The sequence below is a fragment of the Streptomyces corallincola genome, from assembly GCF_019104725.1.
In the GTDB taxonomy this organism is placed as follows: domain Bacteria; phylum Actinomycetota; class Actinomycetes; order Streptomycetales; family Streptomycetaceae; genus Streptomyces; species Streptomyces corallincola.
This window is the reverse complement of sequence record NZ_JAHRXF010000017.1, coordinates 40,357-57,093: the sequence shown is the minus strand read 5'-3', so window position 1 is coordinate 57,093 and position 16,737 is coordinate 40,357. Positions and strand designations below refer to the sequence as shown.

Sequence of the window (16,737 nt, the reverse complement as noted above, 5' to 3'; positions counted from 1 at the left end):
AGGGACGGTGGTGGTTTGGTTCCCGGCGCCGTCCGGTGGCGATGGCCGAGCGCCGGGGTGCGGGGTCCTCTGGGGCAGGCCGATGGCCGGGGCGGCGGTGGGACGGCAGTCTGCCCCTCACGACGGCGTGCGGCCTACGGCCCCGGCCCGTCCCTCCGCGAGATGCGCCTCCCAGTCCGCACGTCCCCCGGCGCCCAACACCTCCGTGTCGGAGCCGAGTTCGGTACGGGAATGGGTGCGCAGCTCGTGCCGGGTCATCCGGGAGACGACGGCCGGGAAGAGAGGCCGCAGGGGCTGGCACCAGCGCAGCCAGGGCGGGGCGTAGATCTGGTGGGCGCGGCGGGTGATGCCGGTGGTGAGCCAGTCCGCGACACGGTCGGTGCTGTGCACGCGGCGCGCGAACCCCGGCTGGTTACGGCGCAGGGCGCGCAGTACGGGGTGGTCGTCGATGCCGGAGACCATGTCCGTGCCGGTCCAGTGCAGGTAGGCGATGCCCACGGTCACGCCGTCGGGGGCCACCTCGCCGCGCAGCGCCTGCGCGAAGGACTCGGCACCGGCCTTGGATGCGCAGTACGCGCTCATCATGGGCGCCGAACCGAACGCGGCGGTGGACGCGATCTGGAGGAAGTACCCACGTTTGTCGATGAGTTGGGGAAGGAAAGCCCGGGCGGTGTTGGCGGCGCCGATCAGGTTCACGTCGATGACGCGCTGCCACAGCTCGGCGGGCGTACCGCCGAACGGGCCCCCGGCGGCGATGCCAGCGTTGGCCACGACCACGCTCGCCGGACCCAGTTCCGCCGCGATCCGCCGGGCCGCGTCCGCGAGCGCGTCCCGGTCGGTGACATCGGCCTCGACACACATGCTGGGCTCCGGCAGCGAGGCGGCGGCCCGTGCGAGGCTCTCCCGCTCCCGCCCGAGCAGCGCCACCCGCATCCCGGCCCCGGACAGCCGCCGCGCGAGCGCCTCCCCGACCCCGCGCGCGGCCCCGGTCACGACGGCGACGCGGCCACGCAGGGGGGCGTCGGGGGTGGGGTGGTCCCGTAGGGGGGTGGGACGAACCCTGTCGGGGGTGGGGTGGTCCCTGTCAGGGGTGGGACGGTCTCCCTCGGGGGTGGGGCGGTCCCTGTCGTTCTCCGAGATCTCGGCCACGGCGCTCTCCTCGCTGTTCCTCGGGGAAAAATCAGGGGTTGGGGGACTGGCGGACTTGTCCAGTACCCCCGATCCGCACCTCCGGAATCAGCCGCCCCGCCGTTCGGGCGTCATCCCGGTTCGCCCGAATCATCCGTACCGGCAGAGTCGTCCGTACTGGCGGGATCGTCCGTACGGACCGGGGTCGTCGGTCCCGGCCGAATTGTCAGTGGTGCCTGCCACACTGCCCGCATGACCGAGACGAACCAGAAGGCGGACCTCCTCAAGTACCTCCAGGACGCGCGTGACGCCCTGCTCTGGAAGCTCGACGGGCTCTCCGAGTACGACATCCGGCGCCCGCTGACCTCGACGGGCACCAACCTGCTGGGCCTGATCAAGCACGTCACCGCGGTGGAACTGGGCTACTTCGGGGACACGTTCGGCCGCCCGTTCTTCACGGACGGCCCGCCGCCCGCCTGGTACGGCATGAACGCGGAGTACAACGCGGACATGTGGGCAACCGCCGAGGAGTCACGCGAGCAGGTCGTCGGCCTCTACCGTCAGGCGTGGCAGCACTCCGATGCCACGTTCGCCGCCCTCCCGCTGGACGCCCTGGGCCACGTCCCCTGGTGGCCCGAGCACCGTAGCGCCGTCACCCTCAGCCACGTCTTCGTCCGCGTCCTCTCCGACACCCAGCGCCACGCCGGCCACGCCGACATCCTCCGCGAACAGCTCGACGGCAGCACCGGCTATGTGCGGGGCAACGAGAACATGCCTCCGGGGGGCGAGGAGTGGTGGCAGGAGTACCGCGAGCAACTGGAGGGGGCGGCGAGGGCGGCACAGGGGGAGTGAGGGGAGCTGCGCGCGGCGCGGGGGAGTGGGGCGTGCTGCGTGCTGCGTGCTGCGTGCTGCGTGCTGAGCGCTGAGCCGCCCGCCGAGCGCTCAGGCCGCCCACTGGGCGCTGAAGCTGCCCGCTGAAGCCGCCCGCTGGGCGCTGCCCGCATGAGCCTCGCTGCTGGGCGCGGACGCTTCACGCCCGGCCGGTCCCACGCGCCCGACCCCGACCCCCGCCCCGGGCCAAGTGCACCCCCACCCCCGCGCTGACCAGGCTCAACCCGGCCGCGACAGCCCAGGCCGTGCGGAACTCCGCGCGGGATGCCGCACCCGTGCGGGAGCCGAGGAGGGCGACAAGGACGGCGACGCCTACAGTGGCCGAGATCTGGCGGACCGAGTTGACCAGTGCCGAGCCGGTGGCCGCGCGGTCGGGCGGCAGGGCGTGGACACCGGCGGCGACCAGGGTGCCGAGGGCCAGGCCGACCCCGATGCCGCCGAGCAGCTGGCTGGGCAGCAGGTCACCCACGTAGTCGGGCCGTACGGAGACGAACGCGACCCGCCACAGCATCGCGCCCGCGAACAGGAGCCCGCCCGCCGCGACCAGCGGACCGTGCCCGAAACGGTGGGCGGCGCGGGCGGTCAGCAGGGTCACCACCGGGACCAGCGCGGGACCCGGCACCAGCGCCAGCCCGGTGCGCAGCGCGCTCCAATGCCACACGTCCTGGCACCACAGCACGTTGGAAAGCAGCATGATCGCGAAGGCGACGCCGAACACGAGCGTGCCGAGGCTCGCCCCGCCGAACCGGGGCAGCCGCAGCAGGCGCAGTTCGAACAGCGGACGCGGATGCCGCAGCGACCGTACGGCGAAGCCCGCTCCGGCGAGCACCGCCAGCGCCAGCAGCCCCACCGTGCCCCCGCCGAGCCAGCCCCACTCCGGCCCCTGGACCAGCGCCCCGGACAGTGCGGCGACGGCCACCGTGACCAGGACCGCGCCGAGCAGGTCCGGCATCGGCCCCGTCTCGCGGGCGGCGGCGCGCGGCAGTACCGCCCGCCCGGCCAGCAGGGTGGCCAGCCCGATCGGCACGTTGATCACGAACACCCACCGCCAGTCCACCTGCACCAGCAGCCCGCCCGCGACCGGCCCGGCCGCCGCCGCGAGGCCGCCGACGGCGGCCCACCCGCGCGTGGCGCGCGTCCGGCCCTCGGCCGGGACCGTCGCCAGCAGCAGCGCCAGCGAGGTCGGCAACTGCGCGGCGGCTCCGGCGGCCTGCACCACCCGCGCGATGACCAGCACCGGCAGGGACGGCGCGAGCGCGCACGCCAGGGAGGCCAGCGTGAACACGGCGACCCCGGTCAGGAACACCGGCCGCTGCCCCACCCGGTCACCGGTCCGCCCGGCCACCACCAGCAGCGCGGCCAGCGTGATCGCGTACGCGTTGAGCACCCAGGACAGCGAGGCGAGGTCCGCCGGGCGGCCGGGCCCGGAGAACGCGGTGCCGAGTGCGGGGAGCGCGACGTTCACGATCCACAGGTCGAGGTTGGTCATGAAGACCGCGAGCAGGACCACGACGGTGGCCGCGCGGGCCCGGACCTGACCACGGCCGGGGTCACGGACAGAACCCGTCCGCCTACGGTTTGAAAATCCAAGCGATGAGGCCATGAGGGCAGTCAAACAAGCATCAGTTTGGAAATCAAACCCTCGGTGCGGGACACTGGCCCGGTGACCGCTCGCATCGACCCCCAGGACCTGCCCGGCCGCCCCTGCTCGCTCGCCGCCGCGCTCCAGATCGTCGGCGACCGCTGGGCGCTCACCGCCGTCCGCGAGGTCATGCTCGGAAACCACCGCTTCCGGCAGATCGCCAAGAACACCGGCGCCCCCACCGACCGCCTCGCCGCCCGCCTCAAGGACCTCGTCGAGAAGGGCGTCCTGGAGCGCCGCCCGCTGCCGAACGAACCCCACCGCGACGGCTACTACCTCACCGACGCCGGGCGCGAACTCGCCGTTGTCACCCGCGCCCTCATCACCTGGGGCGACCGCTGGGCCGTCACCGCCCCGCCCGTCCGCTTCCGCCACCACGACCACGACTACGCCCCCCGCACCGTCTGCGCCGTCTGCGGCGAGGAGACCCACCCGGCCGACCTCCACCGCGAGGAACGGACACCGGGCTGGACCCTGAGCGGCTACGAGGAACCGGTCGAGCAGAGCTGATACGCGAGGTCGGCGGAGCGGCGCCGACGGGGAACCGCCGAGGCGGGGCCGCTACGGAAAGGCGGCGGAACCGGCGGAACCGCCGGAACGGGCCCCGACCAGGCAACCCGCCCCGGCCCCAACTCCCTTGGAAACAAGTCGAGTAGAAGTGCACAACCCTTTCGGTGGGGAGCGAGTCTGACGTGTCGGGAGCAAGGCGCTCCTAGGACGACAAGGGGGAAAAATGCGATTCAACCGTTCTGTCCTGACCGGTGCCGCGATCGTGGCGCTGGCGGTCGCGGGGACGACCGCGCTCGCGGGGCCCGCCTCCGCCGCGCCGAACACCACCCCGCAGAAGGTGTGCGGCAGCGCCTACAAGACGGTGAACTCCGCGCCCATCGGCTCGCTGGGCACGGTCTACCTCACCTACAACTCCGCCAACGGCAAGAACTGCGTCACCACCATCCGCAAGAACACCGGCACTGCGGTGGACGTCAGCGCGTACCTCAACGTCGCCGACACCAACGCCTACGCCGACGACTACGGCACCTACACCTCGTACGCCGGACCCGTCACCCTCATCGGCAAGGGCCACTGCGTGAACTGGGGCGGCCACATCGACAACGTCTACGTCAACGTCAACAACACCAACTGCGCCTCCCTGAAGGAGCGCCGGGTCACCACCGTCCGCTGACCCGCTCCCTCCCCGCACCACCCCACCGGCCCGGCTCCCCCGACCAAGGAGCCGGGCCGGTACGGCATTTCACCCCCGCAGCCGCCCGGTGCGCCGCATAACACCCGTCCCCGCCCGCCCGGCCCAAGCACGCGGAGCGCCCCGAGCGACCGAAGCGACCGTGCTCCGCCCACTCCCCAACTGCCGTTCGCCCGCCCTGGACGAGTGAGTCCGATGCCCGTGCTGGTCGCAACCATCACGAAGGGCGCCCGTTGGTCAGTGTGTGAAGGCGGACCTGGACGCCCTTCTGACGGCGCTGTGCGTGCTCATCGACGACCATGTGGCCCCATGTCGCCGGATCGGGCGCCCCCCCCGAAACTGAGGGCGCCGAACTGGACCACGGATCAGCCGTGTGATCGAGGCGCTGGCCCGGCAGGTGCCGGATACGGCTACTGCCCCAGCCACTCCCGCTTCCTCTGGGGCCCGCGCCTCTACCTGGTCACCACCGCCGAGGGCAGCCCGTCACCTCGCCCGGACCGGAACGACGAACCGGAGACTGGGCTGCACTACAACCACTTCCGCCACTGCGCCCCGGAGACCGCGCGCCATGTGTCCCCGGATCCGTTCGGCCTGACGCGGTGCGATGACGCCGCCAAGAACGCCAAGGGCAATAAGTCGACGCCCCTCGGCAAGGAGATCCCGACCCGGGAGGAAGGCTCTGTCGGCGGCATGTCCGACCACAAGTACAAGCGGACCGTCTTCAACAAACACCCGGAACTCAAGGGGAAGGTCGTCGTCCACCACACCATCGAGCAGCAGGTCCTCAAACGCTACCCGGGCCTTTTCTCCCCTGACGAGATCCACTCTCTCGAAAATCTGTGTGGAATTCCCAAGGGATACATAAACAGCAGGGTCCATCACCCACGTGGATGATACGCTCGGCAATTGGCTCAGCCCGCGCATCAGATAAAGGTCAGATCGGTGGAACGAGGAAATAATGTGGCGAGAAATCGCAGCGGAGTTCCCGGGCGCCGGCCTCACGAACCCGGCCGACGAGACGTCCCTGGCCGCCATCGAGCGGCAGTTGGGTCAGGCCGTACCGCAGTCCCTGCGTGAACTCCTCCTTGAAACCGACGGGATCACTGACGACTACGGAACAGATGTCGTCTGGAGTTCCGAGAAGATCCTCTCCGAGAACGAGGTTTTCCGGCACAACGCGCAATTCCGGAAGCTCTACCAATCCTTCGACGCGCTCATGTTCTTCGGAGACAACGGTGGCGGCGATCAGTTCGCATTCATCCGCGAACCAGCACGCGAAGGGGACGTCCTCGTGTGGGACCACGAAACTGACAGCCGCACATGGGTATCGGCTTCCCTCGAGAACTATCTCCGCAGCGCGCTCGGTAGCGATGGCGAGGACTGGTACCGCGACTGACCGCGGCACTGGCTTTATTCACCAGTAGCGCCGTCTGTACGCGGCGATCCGGCGTGATCACCATGCCGGTATGAAGATGCGCGAGCTTGAGCGCAAGTACAACGTGTCATGGCGGACCGTGAAGAAGGCCGTGGACTCGGTCTGGCCGAAGCCCCGCAAGAAGCTTCCGCCGCGGCCGACCGCGCTTGATCCGTACAAGCCGGTCATCGACGAGATACTGCGGACGGACCTCGACGCGCCGCGCAAGCAACGGCACACGATCACCCGGATTTTCCACTGGTTGACCGAGGAGCATAGCGCCGACGTCTCTTACCAGATGGTCCGGTGCTACGTCTCCGACCGGAAGCCGGAGATCCTCGCAGCCTCGGGCAAGGCCCTGGTGGAAGTGCCTCAGTCCCATCTGCCCGGTCACGAGGCTGAGGTCAACTTCAGCGACGTGACGGTGCGCTTGGTCGGCGAGCTGGTGACCTGCTATTTGTTCTCGCTTCGCCTGTCTTACTCGGGCAAGGCCGTTCACCGGGTGCTCGCTTCGTGCGGTCAGGAAGCGTTCTTCGAAGGGCACGTGCACGCGCTTCGGACGCCGTGCGGGGTTCCCCGGACCAAGACCCGCTACGACAAGCTGAAGTCGGCTGTCGCCCAAGTGCTGGGGCTGAGCCGGGCGAGGGTGGAGCCCGACCGGTGGATCGCTTTCCGCTCGCACTTCAACATCGAGGGCTTCTACTGCCGCACGGGCATCGGGGGCGCCCACGAGAAGGGCGGCGTCGAGGGCGCGCCGAGCACGCTGAAGCCAGCTGACCGGAGTCCGCTGCTGGTCCGCTGCCCCAAGGGGCAGCGGACCAGCCAAGCCTCATGACCTGCTTCATTTTCCGAGTGCGAACGACGCCCGTTCTTGCCACTTCATGCGTCGTGCACGATGAGTTCAACCGACGAGATGCGAGACGTGAACGGGAGCTTGCTGGCGAGGCCAGCCTCGATCTCCTCCAGGACGGCGCTTTCCTGACCCTGAGCGATGGTCAGGTGCGGAATGACCTCGGCGAACCGGCCGCCATACGGCGGAGCCTCAGGCCAACGATCAGCGATCGCCTCCGTGAGTTGCCGCAACTGCGTGTCAGGCTCGGGGGCGAGATATAGCACCCCGGGGAGCCGTCCGCATCTCTCGAACCGCAGGTCAAAGGTCTGGTGGCTTCCCAGCACACCCGCGAGAGCCGAGTAGACGAGCGCATCTATTCGGCTCTCGTCGAGGAACGGGAAAAGCACGGTGACATGGGCTGGAACCCCGGCCTGGGCTGAGAGGTCGAGCCGTTCACGCCACCTGTGGACGGCCGGCTCCGCCTCTGGGATCCGGACGATGAGCCCCGTCTGGCCCGCCTGAAACGCACTGGTGCTGTCATCTGCCATGACACCGCATGGTGTCACCTCTGCCTCAGACAGCACGGTTCCTTTCCGCAGAACGATCACGACGATCTGCGAAGCAGGTCTACGAGCGGAACGCCCACGACGCTGCCGCGCCGCTATTTTTCGGGCTCTGGCACAGCTTTTGTGGTGAGGCCCCGCGCCGAGTGCTCGGGGCCTTCGGGCTTGGGACCCAGGACGTAGTTCAGTGACCGGGCGTCACTGAACTGCCGGAGTGGTCGATGATGTTGCCGTTGGAGCAGTTGTTCTTGTGGTTGCCCGTCCAGTCGCTCAGGGCAGGGACAACGGCCAGTTCCTGGATGCACACGTCGGCGGCGGTGAAGTTCCAGCTGTTGGCCGCGTCGATGCCGCTACCGAAGTTGCTGTCGTTGTCGGCGAATGCGGGAGTGGCGGCAGACAAGGCCGCAGCGGCCAGCAGACCGCAAGTGATGATCTTTCGCATACCGCATGAACGCGTGCGCGTCCTATCAGGTCACGAGGCAAACGGCCGAATGGTGAAGGAGCCGTGCGGCTTCGAACGCCTAAGTCACTGCCACAGAAGTTGAGCCAAAACCATTTCTGAGTGCCCAACTCGGTTGAGATCTCCAGGCGGTCACCGGGCTGGAGGTCCTCGGGAAGGACATCGATGGTCGTGGTGGGGACGGTAGGGCTTTACCCCGAGATGGATCAGCGAAGGATGGCTCTGAGGCGCCCGAGTAGACGGGCCAAGGTGGGATGATCTTCTGGTGGCTGGTGCGATCACGGCGTCACAGTCGTTCTGGATAGCCCCGTTCACCGGACTGATCCCGCGACAGTTCGGGAAGTTGGTGACGATTCCGCGGTGACAGCGAGGGTACGGACGCGGTTCGCAGGAGCCGACCGTGGAGACTGCCGTTGCCGGAGCGGGCGCTGCTGGTCGCTGCGTACTGGCGCACGAAACTGACCATGCGCCAGCACCAGGTCGTCATCGATGCCGACACCCGCCTCGTCGTTGTGGTCGGTCGGCCACTGCCCGGCAACCGCAACGATTGCATGGCCTGGGAGGAGCCCGGTGCGAAGGCCGCCGTCGGCAAGACGCTGACCATTGCCGACGGTGGCTATCGGGGCACCGGACTCGTGATGCCCCACCGCCGCCGTAAAGGCGAAGAGCTGCCCGGCTGGAAGCAGGCTCACAACAAGTCCCACAAACACGTCCGCGCCCGCGTCGAACACGTCTTCGCCCGCATGAAGACCTGGGAGATTCTCCGCGACTGTCGCCTCAAAGGCGAGGGCGTCCACCACGCCATGCTCGGCATCGCACGGATGCACAACCTCACTCTCGCCGAATAGACCGGCCACACGGCAGCCCACCACGCCCGAACCCACTCAGAGATCATTTACGGGAAAACGCTCAGCAGAAGTTTGGATTCCTTCGAGTCAGACGGTTGGGCCAGACGCTTCAAGTGAGGAGTGGCGAAGAGCACCACGGCCACAGCCACTTCACCCAGAGCTGCGAACGCAACCAGGAGAGCCGGTCCACCGCTGGGTCCTGCAAGCCGACTGTCCAGATGGGCGGCAGCCTTCGCCAGTGTTCCCGATGCCTGAAAAAGGTGGTCGGACAGAAACCCTCCGAGGAGAACTGCAAGGGGGAACGGGCCCTGTCCGAGCAGTCTGCGCGCTCCGAAAACGGTTCCCTGGATTTCATTTGGAATTCGTTCCTGCCAGATAGCCGTGAGCGGGGCGTTGGTCAACTGGAGGAACGCGCTTCGTGTGACATAGCAGATGATCCAGATGACGGGGATGATTGTTGCGACTAGAGCCACCCTTCCCAATAAAGCACCAGTAGCGAGACTGGCTACAATGAGATGTCTGCGATCGATCTTTCCACCGGTAACGATAGTCAGCGATGAACCGAGCAACAGTCCGGCTGACCCAGCGACGCTAACCGCTGCCAAATTCCATGAGGCATGACCAGCGCTGCTCGCGGATGCAACGTAGGCGGTGGTAACAGCTGTACCCAGTCCGACAAAGAAGTTCGAGGCGGCAAAAGAGAACTGCAGGAAACGGAGCGAAGGGTTACGCAAGATGAGAAGCAGACCCTTCTTGGCGCCAGCAAACGGGCGCAGCGAACGTACCGAGTTACTGACGGCCTCTGGCCATCGCACGACGGAGACCACTGCGGCCCCCACGAGAAAGCTACCTGCGTCAACCATAAATACAAGAGCAGGAGAGGCTACGGCATATATGGCCGCACCCAAGAGTGGCCCGATGAGGGTCGGGATGTTTTCCAGGAGCGATGTTATTCCGTTGATGCGAGTAAGGTCCGCCTCGCTCCTGATTTGTCGCACTGAGGCGGAGAGGGTCACCGTGAGAGCGGCACTGAAAACTCCCGAGAGAAACACCAGAATCACGACTAGAGGCAAGTGGCTACCGACACCGTCCCTAGCCGTCAGGCCGAGAGCCGCTGCAAGTAGTCCGAGTATGGCGTTGGATACGATAATAACGGTGCGCCGGGAGAAATGATCCGCAATCGTTCCGGCGAACGGGGAAAGGTAAATGCTACTGAGTGTTCCGATACTGGCGATGAGAGCCAGATCGGATGCTCGTCCCGTCGATGAGTAGACGGACAGTGAAAGCGCAATGGCAGCCGCTCCGGAGCCTAATAGTGAGACAAGTTGACTACCCCACACAAGGGCGAAAACCCATGCGCTGCAGGACGAATTATCTTGGTTCACGCGCAACGCCCCACTCTCTTCGGAGCGACCGAAAGAACAGCACTCGGGATATCTGCATGGGTCTGCGCAGCCTCAACTGGCCTGTCCACGAACGTTGAACCCTCCTTGGGAAGAAGCTGATGTTCTTGGTCGGTGCCTCGCGGAGTCCGCGTAGTGCGCCGATACTCTCACGCGTGCCAGCATAAATTGCCAGTAGATGGGGACTTCGGGGGCTGGGAACGGAGTGGGCACAGAATACGAGGCGAAGGGCGCCCGCAGCGCTCCCACTCTGTGTCCTGAACCTCACCCCTGGACTGCTGCTCGCACCTTTTCAGTGTCGGCACGCGCGTCCGTCGTGTAGGGATTCTGCGAGGCAGCAAGGCCAAACAAGCCGTAGATCCGAGACGGTGATTTGAATGCGTCGGTCTCCGGGCTGCCGGTGGCCGGCCATGCGCGGTCCCACAAGCCCGCACTGGCCTGATTCTGGAGGCCGATCATCGGGAACTGAGGGTTGTGTCCCGGCCCCAGCAGACACAGCTCCTTCCCGGCGAACCGGTCAGCCGTCACCCGGTGCTCCCACCGGCCTTCCGCCGACGGCAGGAGGAAGCGGTCCACCCAGCGGAAATACTCCAGGTTCATCTCGGAGAGGGTGATGACGTTGAGGCGCGCCGACTCGGCGCGCTGGCTCATCGCGTGGCACAGCATGCTGTCAGTGGCAACAGCGGCGGCTATGACGCTGGCATCGGGGCGCACCCAGATGGCGCGGCGGGAGTCGGAGAGCAGCAGGCCTCCCTCGTGTGCCTTGGGGGCGCGTAGCAGTGGCTCGACATCGATGACGAGGTAGCCGTGGCCCTCCTCGGCAGGTTCGTCGTACCAGCTGAAGGTGGTGGCAACGGGAGGGTGGTCGTGCTCGGTGATGACGTCCCGACAGCTTTGAACCTTGGCGTGTTCCTCCGGGAACGCCGTCAGCGCGGTCACCACATCCTTTGCCTCCGTGGTCAAGGGCGTTGTGAGGGCTCCGCAGACCAACAGGCCGCCCTGAGCGTTGGCGAGCGCCGCGACGTCCTTGCACAGCTCGAAGAGCGGAGACGATCTCGGTGTGGCTGGCCACCGTCATGCCACGGGAGTGCAGAGCGGGCGTGAGAGGCCCTATGTACAAGCCCCCGTACGGGGGTGTGAGCAGACACCTTCGTGACCCCCACCGAACCGGCGCTGGTCGGACAACGGCAGCCACCTGGTCACCTCATGACAGCAGCCCGCCACCTCGATCCGCTCCACTCGGGGCCGCAGACGGCTCACCGCACCAGGACGATCCGCTCGCCCGGCCCCGTCGCGGTGTTCCACGCCCGCTCCACCTCGGCCAGCGGGACCGGTACGGGGTGTACGGGGAGGGTGCCGGAGGTGATCTCCTTTGCGAGGGCGGGGAGTTCGGCGACGATGTCGGCGGTGGAGACCGAACCCTGGCCGCTGCCCAGGAGGGTGAGGTTCGCCTTGCGCAACAGGGCGGAGGGGAGGGTGAGTTCGGTGCCCGACATGGAGCCGACCTCGATCCAGCGCAGGGGGCGGGACCGGTCGGCGCGGGCGGTGAGCAGGGCGGGCAGCGCGCGCTCGGTGACCTCGCCCCAGAGGTAGTCGATCACCACGTCCACGTCCGCCGCGCTCGCTGCCAGCCGCCCGGCGACCTCCTCGGGCGTACCGCGCAGCGACACCACCTCGTCGGCCCCGAGCGCGGGCAGCGCCGCCAGGCGCTCCGGATCGCGTCCGGCCGCGACGACCCGCCCGGCCCCCAGGTGCCGGGCGATCCGCATGGCCAACTGCCCCGCGTTCCCGGTGGCGCCGAGTACGAGGACATGGGCGCCCGGCGCGAAGTCGGTACGGCGGCGCAGCGCCACCCACGACGACATGCCGGGGTTCATCGCGGCGGCCACCGCGACCGGGTCGGCATCGCCCGGCAGGGGTACCGCACGGCGCCGGTCCACCACCGCGCGTTCGGCCATCGTGCCGACGGTGTCGTCCAGGGCGACGAAGTACAGCAGCTCGCCGTCCTCCGTACGGCCGACCCCGTCCACGCCGGGCACCATCGGCAGCGCGCCCCCGGAGGAGTAGTGGCTCCCGTCCGCCCCGGACCGCACCCTCGGGTGCAGCGCGGCGGCCAGCACCTCGACCACCACCTCGTGCGGGCCGCGCGGCACGGGGGTCTCGAAGGTGTCGTAGCGGGGCGGGGAGCCGAAGGAGTGGACGACGGCGGCGTACATGGGGACTCCGGGGTGGGTCGGGGATGAGTGTCGGGGTGGGCCAGGGGTCTGCCCGTAGGGGAGCGCGCGTCGGGCGGGCTCGCGGGGCTCGGCCGATTTAGTTTGTGTCGCGTACTACTTCTCCGAAGGTAGTTTGCGCCGCGTACTACGTCAAGCGGAGACTGTCCCCATGACCCCGCGCAGCACACCGCCCGACGCCTCCGACCCCGCTCCCGCCCTGGACGGCCGCACTCCCACCGACCCCGCCCTCGACGCGCCCCGCACCACCGTGGACGCCCTCGTCCAGCTCTCGTTCCTGGTCCAGGGCATGCTCGCCCGCGTCGCCACCGCCCACGACCTGTCCCTCGTCCAGGTCCGCCTGCTCGGCATCCTGCGCGACCGCCGCCCCGGCATGCTGGAGCTGGCCCGGCATCTGGACCTGGACAAGTCGTCCATGACCGGACTGGTCGCCCGCGCCGAGAAACGCGGCCTGGTCCGCCGCGAGCCCTCCCCGCACGACGGGCGCGCGGTCCTGGTGGCCCTCACCCCGGAGGGGAGAACCCTGATCGACCGCTGCGCCGCCGAAATGGACGCCCGCGTGGCGGAGTTGACCTCTCCGCTCTCCGCCGGACAGCACACGCAACTGCGCACACTGTCGGCCACCCTGCTGAGGCCGCACGCGGGCTGAGGGGCCACCGCCACAGGTCTACGGCCCGCCGACACGCGTCCGCCGGGACACGTCCGCCGACACGCATCCCCCGACACAGCGGACCCGCCGCATCCGGGGAATGACCCGCGTTGCGATGAGTCCCGCGCGGCCCGGCGGTCTTACGGTCGGACCCCGGCCCCGGACTGGAGGAGACCTCCGATGCGCAGCGTGACGTACTCGATGAGCATCTCGCTCGACGGCTACATCGTCGGCCCCGACGGCACGTTCGACTGGTCGGTGCCCGAGGACGACGTCTTCCGCATCGCCATCGAGGAGATCCGGGGCGTCGGCATCCACCTGATGGGGCGCCGCCTCTACGAGACGATGCTCTACTGGGAGACCGCCGACCAGGACTCCGCGCTCGACGACTCCGAACGCGAGTGGACCGCCCTCTGGAACCCGCTCCCTAAGCTGGTCTTCTCCACCACCCTCACGGCGGTCCAGGGCAACGCCCGCCTGGCCACCGGCACCCTCGCCAACGAGATCGCCCGCCTGCGCGCGGAACCCGGCGAGGGCGCAATCGCCATCGGCGGCGCCACCCTCGCCGCCGAAGCCGCCACCCTCGGCCTCATCGACGAATACCTCATCCGGGTCTACCCCGTCCTCGTCGGCGGCGGCATCCCCTTCTTCGCCCACCACCCCCACCGCACCGACCTCGAACTCCTCGAAAACCGCACCTGCGCATCGAGGGTCGTGTACCTCCACTACCGCGTGGTGCGCTGAGGCTGCCGCCGCCCGCCGCCCGCCGCCCGCCGCCCGCCGCCCGCCGCCCGCCGCCCGCCGCCCGCCGCCCGCAGCGCCACCCCGCCGAGCACGCGAATGCGCGGCGGCCCGCCGGGGGCACGGCGAACCGCCCGCCGAGCGCCACGGCGACCGGCCGTCCGCGGGCGGCGAGAACCACCGCTCTCCGGCCGCCCGAGCCGACCCGGCCATCGCTGAACGAGATGACTGACATCTCGGACCATCGCCCCGGAGGGGGAAGCGCACGCCGACCCGCGCTGTTGTGACAGGAGGTCCACGTTCCTTCCCCCCTGTCGAGGATGCACATGTCCGTGAAGCCCGGCCCCTCCGCCCGGCCCCCCGCCCGGCCCGCGACCGCGCGCGCCGAGAGCGCCGCGGGCGCCGCGCGCGCCGAGGGCGCCGCGCGCGCCGAGGGCGCCGCCACCGGAGTGCCCGGCTGGCTGGTCGTGCTGCTCGCCGCCGCCTCCGGCGCGACGGTCGCCAACCTCTACTACGCACAGCCCCTGCTCGCCACCCTGAGCAGGACCTTCGGCATCAGCGTCTCCGCCGTCGGCGGGCTGATCACCGTGACGCAGATCGGCTACGTCATCGGCATGCTCTTCCTGGTGCCGCTCGGTGACCGGCTGGAGAAGCGGAACCTGATCACCGCCCTGCTCGTCGTCACCACCCTCGCGCTGACCGCCGCCGGGCTGTCCACCGGCTTCCCGATGCTGCTCGTCGCCTCGCTGATCGCCGGTTCCACCTCGGTCGTCGCGCAGATCGTCGTCCCCTTCGCCGCCTCCCTCGCCCCCGACCACGCGCGCGGCCGGGTCGTCGGCCGGGTGATGAGCGGCCTGCTCACCGGCATCCTGCTGTCCCGCACCGTGAGCAGCCTCGTCTCCGACCTGGCCGGGTGGCGCGTCGTCTTCCTCGGCTCCGCCGTGCTGATGGCCGTACTCGCCGTGATCCTCCGCTTCGCCCTGCCCCGCCACGCGCCGACCACGGCCCTGCCGTACCACCACGTCCTGCGCTCCACCGCCGCGCTCGTCCGACGGCACCCCGCGCTGCTGCGGCGCGGCCTGTACCAGTCCGCGATGTTCGCCGCGTTCAGCGCCTTCTGGACCACCGTGTCCTTCGTCCTGACCGGACCCGGCTTCCACTACTCCCAGCTCGGCGTCGGCGCCTTCGCGCTGGTCGGCGCGGCCGGTGCCGCCATCGCGCCGTTCGCCGGACGCTGGGCCGACCGGGGCCTGGCGCGTCCGCTCACCGGAGCCGCGTTCGGCGTCGTCGCCCTCGCCTTCGCCGTCGCCGGGTTCGGCGCGCACAGCGTGATCCTCATCGGCCTGGCCGCGATCCTCGTGGACATGGCCGTACAGACCACCCTCATCCTCGGCCAGCACACCATCTACCAGCTCGACCCCACCGCCCGCGCCCGCCTCAACAGCGCCTTCATCGCCATCTTCTTCATCGGCGGCGCCATCGGCTCCCAGCTCGGCTCGGCCGTCTACCACGCCGCCGGATGGACCGGCCTCACCGTCCTCGGCGCCGCCCTGCCACTCGTCGCCCTCCTGTACTGGACGACGGAACTCCGGCGCGGCCACGGACGCGGGCGCGGGACCTCGGCCACCGGTGACGAGGGCGCGGAGCGGGAGGCGCACGCCCCCGAAACGGCGACCGCCCCCGCCCCCGATCCCGCAACCGCCCCAGACCCCGCGACCACCCCAGACCCCGCAACCGCCCCCGACCCCGCGACCACCCCCGACACGGCGACCGCCTGAACCAGGTCCCGGCCGCCCGGCCCGCCAGGCACCCTTACGATGGCACGCCGACCGAGCCCCCGACCAGGAGCGAAGCATGGATCTGCGGCAGATGGAGGTCGTCGTCGCGGTGGCCGACGAAGGCGGTTTCACGGCCGCCGCCCGTCGGCTGCACGTCGTCCAGTCGGCCGTCTCCGGAGCCGTACGCTCCCTCGAACGCGAGCTGGACACCCCGCTGTTCGACCGCACCACGCACCGGGTCACCCTCACCCCGGCCGGTGAGGCGTTCGTGCCCGCCGCCCGCGCCACGCTGCGCGCCGCCGAGCACGCGCGCGAGGCGGTCGATGCCGTACGGGGGCATCTGCGCGGCCGGATCACGGTCGGCACCATGCAGGGCGTCTGGGCCGGACTGCACCACGCCCTGGCCGCACTGCGGGCCGAACACCCCGGTGTCGTCGTCCAGTTGAGGCAGGCGGCGGTGGCCGACATCCGGCAGGCGCTGCGCGACGGCACCGTGGACCTGGCCGTCGTCGCGCTCGACCGGCAGCAACAGCGCGGCCTGGTCACGCGGTTGCTCGCCCACGAGGAGATGGTCCTCACCGCCGCACCCGCCCGGAGCGTCCCCGGCCGCACCCCCGCCGGTGCGGCGAACCTCTCCGGGGCCGCCGCGCTGCCGCTGATCGACTTCGCCCCCGGCTGGGCCATCCGCTACGAGACCGACCGCGCCTTCCGCGCCGCCGGGGTCGAACGCGTCACCGCCTTCGAGGTGAACGACATCGTCGCCGCCTCCGAACTGGTCCGCAACGACCTCGGGGTCTGCGTCATGCCCAAGTCCATCGCGGACCGCTTCCCCGACCTCGCGCAGTACCGCTTCGACCGGTACGCGCCCCACTGGAAGATCATGGTCGTCCGCCCGCCCGGCGACCCCTCGCCCGCCGTCGCCGCCCTGCTCCGGCACATCCGCTGACCGTCGC

At 69.5% G+C, this 16,737-nt stretch carries 17 protein-coding genes and 2 pseudogenes; 12 read left to right on the top strand and 7 right to left on the bottom strand.

Translation table 11 applies throughout. The features are described 5' to 3' along the window. Nucleotides 1-117 precede the first annotated feature (117 nt). Nucleotides 118-1,014: an SDR family oxidoreductase gene (locus KUM39_RS13760; RefSeq protein ID WP_217785926.1), complete on the bottom strand. Its 897-nt coding sequence runs from the start codon at nucleotides 1,012-1,014 to the stop codon at nucleotides 118-120. Between the two features lie 366 nt (nucleotides 1,015-1,380). On the opposite strand from KUM39_RS13760, the gene KUM39_RS13755 reads away from it, so the two are divergent. Further along, entirely contained in the window at nucleotides 1,381-1,980 is a 600-nt protein-coding gene (locus KUM39_RS13755; protein WP_217785877.1) for a DinB family protein, read from the top strand. 178 nt (nucleotides 1,981-2,158) lie between these two features. On the opposite strand, the gene KUM39_RS13750 is transcribed toward KUM39_RS13755, so the two are convergent. Beyond that, nucleotides 2,159-3,508: an MFS transporter gene (locus KUM39_RS13750; protein ID WP_246620095.1), complete on the bottom strand. Its 1,350-nt coding sequence runs from the start codon at nucleotides 3,506-3,508 to the stop codon at nucleotides 2,159-2,161. 174 nt (nucleotides 3,509-3,682) lie between these two features. Here KUM39_RS13750 and KUM39_RS13745 point away from each other — a divergent pair, with 174 nt between their 5' ends. The 6 genes and pseudogenes from KUM39_RS13745 to KUM39_RS13725 all read left to right on the top strand — a co-directional run bounded on the left by KUM39_RS13745 (nucleotide 3,683) and on the right by KUM39_RS13725 (nucleotide 7,111). Beyond that, nucleotides 3,683-4,171: a winged helix-turn-helix transcriptional regulator gene (locus KUM39_RS13745; RefSeq protein ID WP_217785875.1), complete on the top strand. Its 489-nt coding sequence runs from the start codon at nucleotides 3,683-3,685 to the stop codon at nucleotides 4,169-4,171. Between the two features lie 223 nt (nucleotides 4,172-4,394). Next, entirely contained in the window at nucleotides 4,395-4,844 is a 450-nt protein-coding gene (locus tag KUM39_RS13740) for a spore-associated protein (RefSeq protein ID WP_217785874.1), read from the top strand. A gap of 262 nt (nucleotides 4,845-5,106) precedes the next feature. Next, nucleotides 5,107-5,345 (top strand): annotated as a pseudogene (locus tag KUM39_RS28870) (hypothetical protein); the annotation flags it as partial. An 87-nt stretch (nucleotides 5,346-5,432) separates the two neighbouring features. Then, nucleotides 5,433-5,756, top strand: coding sequence for a hypothetical protein (locus tag KUM39_RS13735; RefSeq protein ID WP_217785933.1), 324 nt, complete (start codon nucleotides 5,433-5,435; stop codon nucleotides 5,754-5,756). Between the two features lie 64 nt (nucleotides 5,757-5,820). Then, nucleotides 5,821-6,258: an SMI1/KNR4 family protein gene (locus KUM39_RS13730; protein ID WP_217785873.1), complete on the top strand. Its 438-nt coding sequence runs from the start codon at nucleotides 5,821-5,823 to the stop codon at nucleotides 6,256-6,258. Nucleotides 6,259-6,328: 70 nt separating this feature from the next. Beyond that, complete coding sequence (locus KUM39_RS13725) at nucleotides 6,329-7,111, top strand: hypothetical protein (RefSeq protein WP_246620094.1); 783 nt, start codon at nucleotides 6,329-6,331, stop codon at nucleotides 7,109-7,111. A 44-nt stretch (nucleotides 7,112-7,155) separates the two neighbouring features. Here the strand turns inward: KUM39_RS13725 and KUM39_RS13720 are convergent, their stop codons facing one another. Then, a complete protein-coding gene (locus tag KUM39_RS13720) occupies nucleotides 7,156-7,656 on the bottom strand; it encodes a 2'-5' RNA ligase family protein (RefSeq protein ID WP_246620093.1) in 501 nt (166 codons plus the stop codon). A gap of 199 nt (nucleotides 7,657-7,855) precedes the next feature. Continuing rightward, on the bottom strand, nucleotides 7,856-8,113 hold the full coding sequence (locus tag KUM39_RS13715; protein ID WP_217785872.1) for a hypothetical protein: 258 nt from the start codon (nucleotides 8,111-8,113) through the stop codon (nucleotides 7,856-7,858). 283 nt (nucleotides 8,114-8,396) lie between these two features. Here KUM39_RS13715 and KUM39_RS13710 point away from each other — a divergent pair. Next, nucleotides 8,397-8,979 (top strand): annotated as a pseudogene (locus KUM39_RS13710) (transposase). A gap of 47 nt (nucleotides 8,980-9,026) precedes the next feature. Here KUM39_RS13710 and KUM39_RS13705 read toward each other — a convergent pair. From KUM39_RS13705 to KUM39_RS13695, 3 genes are all read right to left on the bottom strand, one after another. Beyond that, nucleotides 9,027-10,364, bottom strand: coding sequence for an MFS transporter (locus KUM39_RS13705; RefSeq protein WP_308288125.1), 1,338 nt, complete (start codon nucleotides 10,362-10,364; stop codon nucleotides 9,027-9,029). Between the two features lie 282 nt (nucleotides 10,365-10,646). Continuing rightward, the gene (locus KUM39_RS13700; RefSeq protein ID WP_217785870.1) at nucleotides 10,647-11,321 is read right to left on the bottom strand and encodes a hypothetical protein; all 675 of its coding nucleotides are present in this window, start codon (nucleotides 11,319-11,321) and stop codon (nucleotides 10,647-10,649) included. Between the two features lie 317 nt (nucleotides 11,322-11,638). After that, nucleotides 11,639-12,598 (bottom strand): quinone oxidoreductase family protein, encoded by a 960-nt coding sequence (locus KUM39_RS13695; RefSeq protein ID WP_217785869.1) that lies wholly within the window; start codon nucleotides 12,596-12,598, stop codon nucleotides 11,639-11,641. 169 nt (nucleotides 12,599-12,767) lie between these two features. Here KUM39_RS13695 and KUM39_RS13690 point away from each other — a divergent pair, with 169 nt between their 5' ends. The 4 genes from KUM39_RS13690 (at nucleotide 12,768) to KUM39_RS13675 (ending at nucleotide 16,730) form a co-directional block, all read left to right on the top strand. Further along, nucleotides 12,768-13,265 carry a MarR family winged helix-turn-helix transcriptional regulator gene (locus tag KUM39_RS13690; protein ID WP_217785868.1) on the top strand — a complete coding sequence of 166 codons (498 nt, stop codon included), beginning with the start codon at nucleotides 12,768-12,770 and terminating at the stop codon, nucleotides 13,263-13,265. A gap of 180 nt (nucleotides 13,266-13,445) precedes the next feature. Continuing rightward, nucleotides 13,446-14,009, top strand: coding sequence for a dihydrofolate reductase family protein (locus KUM39_RS13685; RefSeq protein WP_217785867.1), 564 nt, complete (start codon nucleotides 13,446-13,448; stop codon nucleotides 14,007-14,009). A 323-nt stretch (nucleotides 14,010-14,332) separates the two neighbouring features. After that, on the top strand, nucleotides 14,333-15,784 hold the full coding sequence (locus KUM39_RS13680; RefSeq protein ID WP_246620092.1) for an MFS transporter: 1,452 nt from the start codon (nucleotides 14,333-14,335) through the stop codon (nucleotides 15,782-15,784). A 76-nt stretch (nucleotides 15,785-15,860) separates the two neighbouring features. Further along, nucleotides 15,861-16,730, top strand: a complete 870-nt coding sequence (locus KUM39_RS13675) for a LysR family transcriptional regulator (protein ID WP_217785866.1) — start codon at nucleotides 15,861-15,863, stop codon at nucleotides 16,728-16,730. The last annotated feature ends 7 nt before the right edge of the window (nucleotides 16,731-16,737 follow it).

Coding starts and splice junctions, on each gene's coding strand:
- KUM39_RS13720 (WP_246620093.1), bottom strand. CDS start 7,656: ATGGCAGATGACAGCACCAGTGCGTTTCAGGCGGGCCAGACGGGGCTC.
- KUM39_RS13695 (WP_217785869.1), bottom strand. CDS start 12,598: ATGTACGCCGCCGTCGTCCACTCCTTCGGCTCCCCGCCCCGCTACGAC.
- KUM39_RS13740 (WP_217785874.1), top strand. CDS start 4,395: ATGCGATTCAACCGTTCTGTCCTGACCGGTGCCGCGATCGTGGCGCTG.
- KUM39_RS13750 (WP_246620095.1), bottom strand. CDS start 3,508: ATGACCAACCTCGACCTGTGGATCGTGAACGTCGCGCTCCCCGCACTC.
- KUM39_RS13685 (WP_217785867.1), top strand. CDS start 13,446: ATGCGCAGCGTGACGTACTCGATGAGCATCTCGCTCGACGGCTACATC.
- KUM39_RS13725 (WP_246620094.1), top strand. CDS start 6,329: ATGAAGATGCGCGAGCTTGAGCGCAAGTACAACGTGTCATGGCGGACC.
- KUM39_RS13715 (WP_217785872.1), bottom strand. CDS start 8,113: ATGCGAAAGATCATCACTTGCGGTCTGCTGGCCGCTGCGGCCTTGTCT.
- KUM39_RS13690 (WP_217785868.1), top strand. CDS start 12,768: ATGACCCCGCGCAGCACACCGCCCGACGCCTCCGACCCCGCTCCCGCC.
- KUM39_RS13675 (WP_217785866.1), top strand. CDS start 15,861: ATGGATCTGCGGCAGATGGAGGTCGTCGTCGCGGTGGCCGACGAAGGC.
- KUM39_RS13730 (WP_217785873.1), top strand. CDS start 5,821: ATGTGGCGAGAAATCGCAGCGGAGTTCCCGGGCGCCGGCCTCACGAAC.
- KUM39_RS13755 (WP_217785877.1), top strand. CDS start 1,381: ATGACCGAGACGAACCAGAAGGCGGACCTCCTCAAGTACCTCCAGGAC.
- KUM39_RS13680 (WP_246620092.1), top strand. CDS start 14,333: ATGTCCGTGAAGCCCGGCCCCTCCGCCCGGCCCCCCGCCCGGCCCGCG.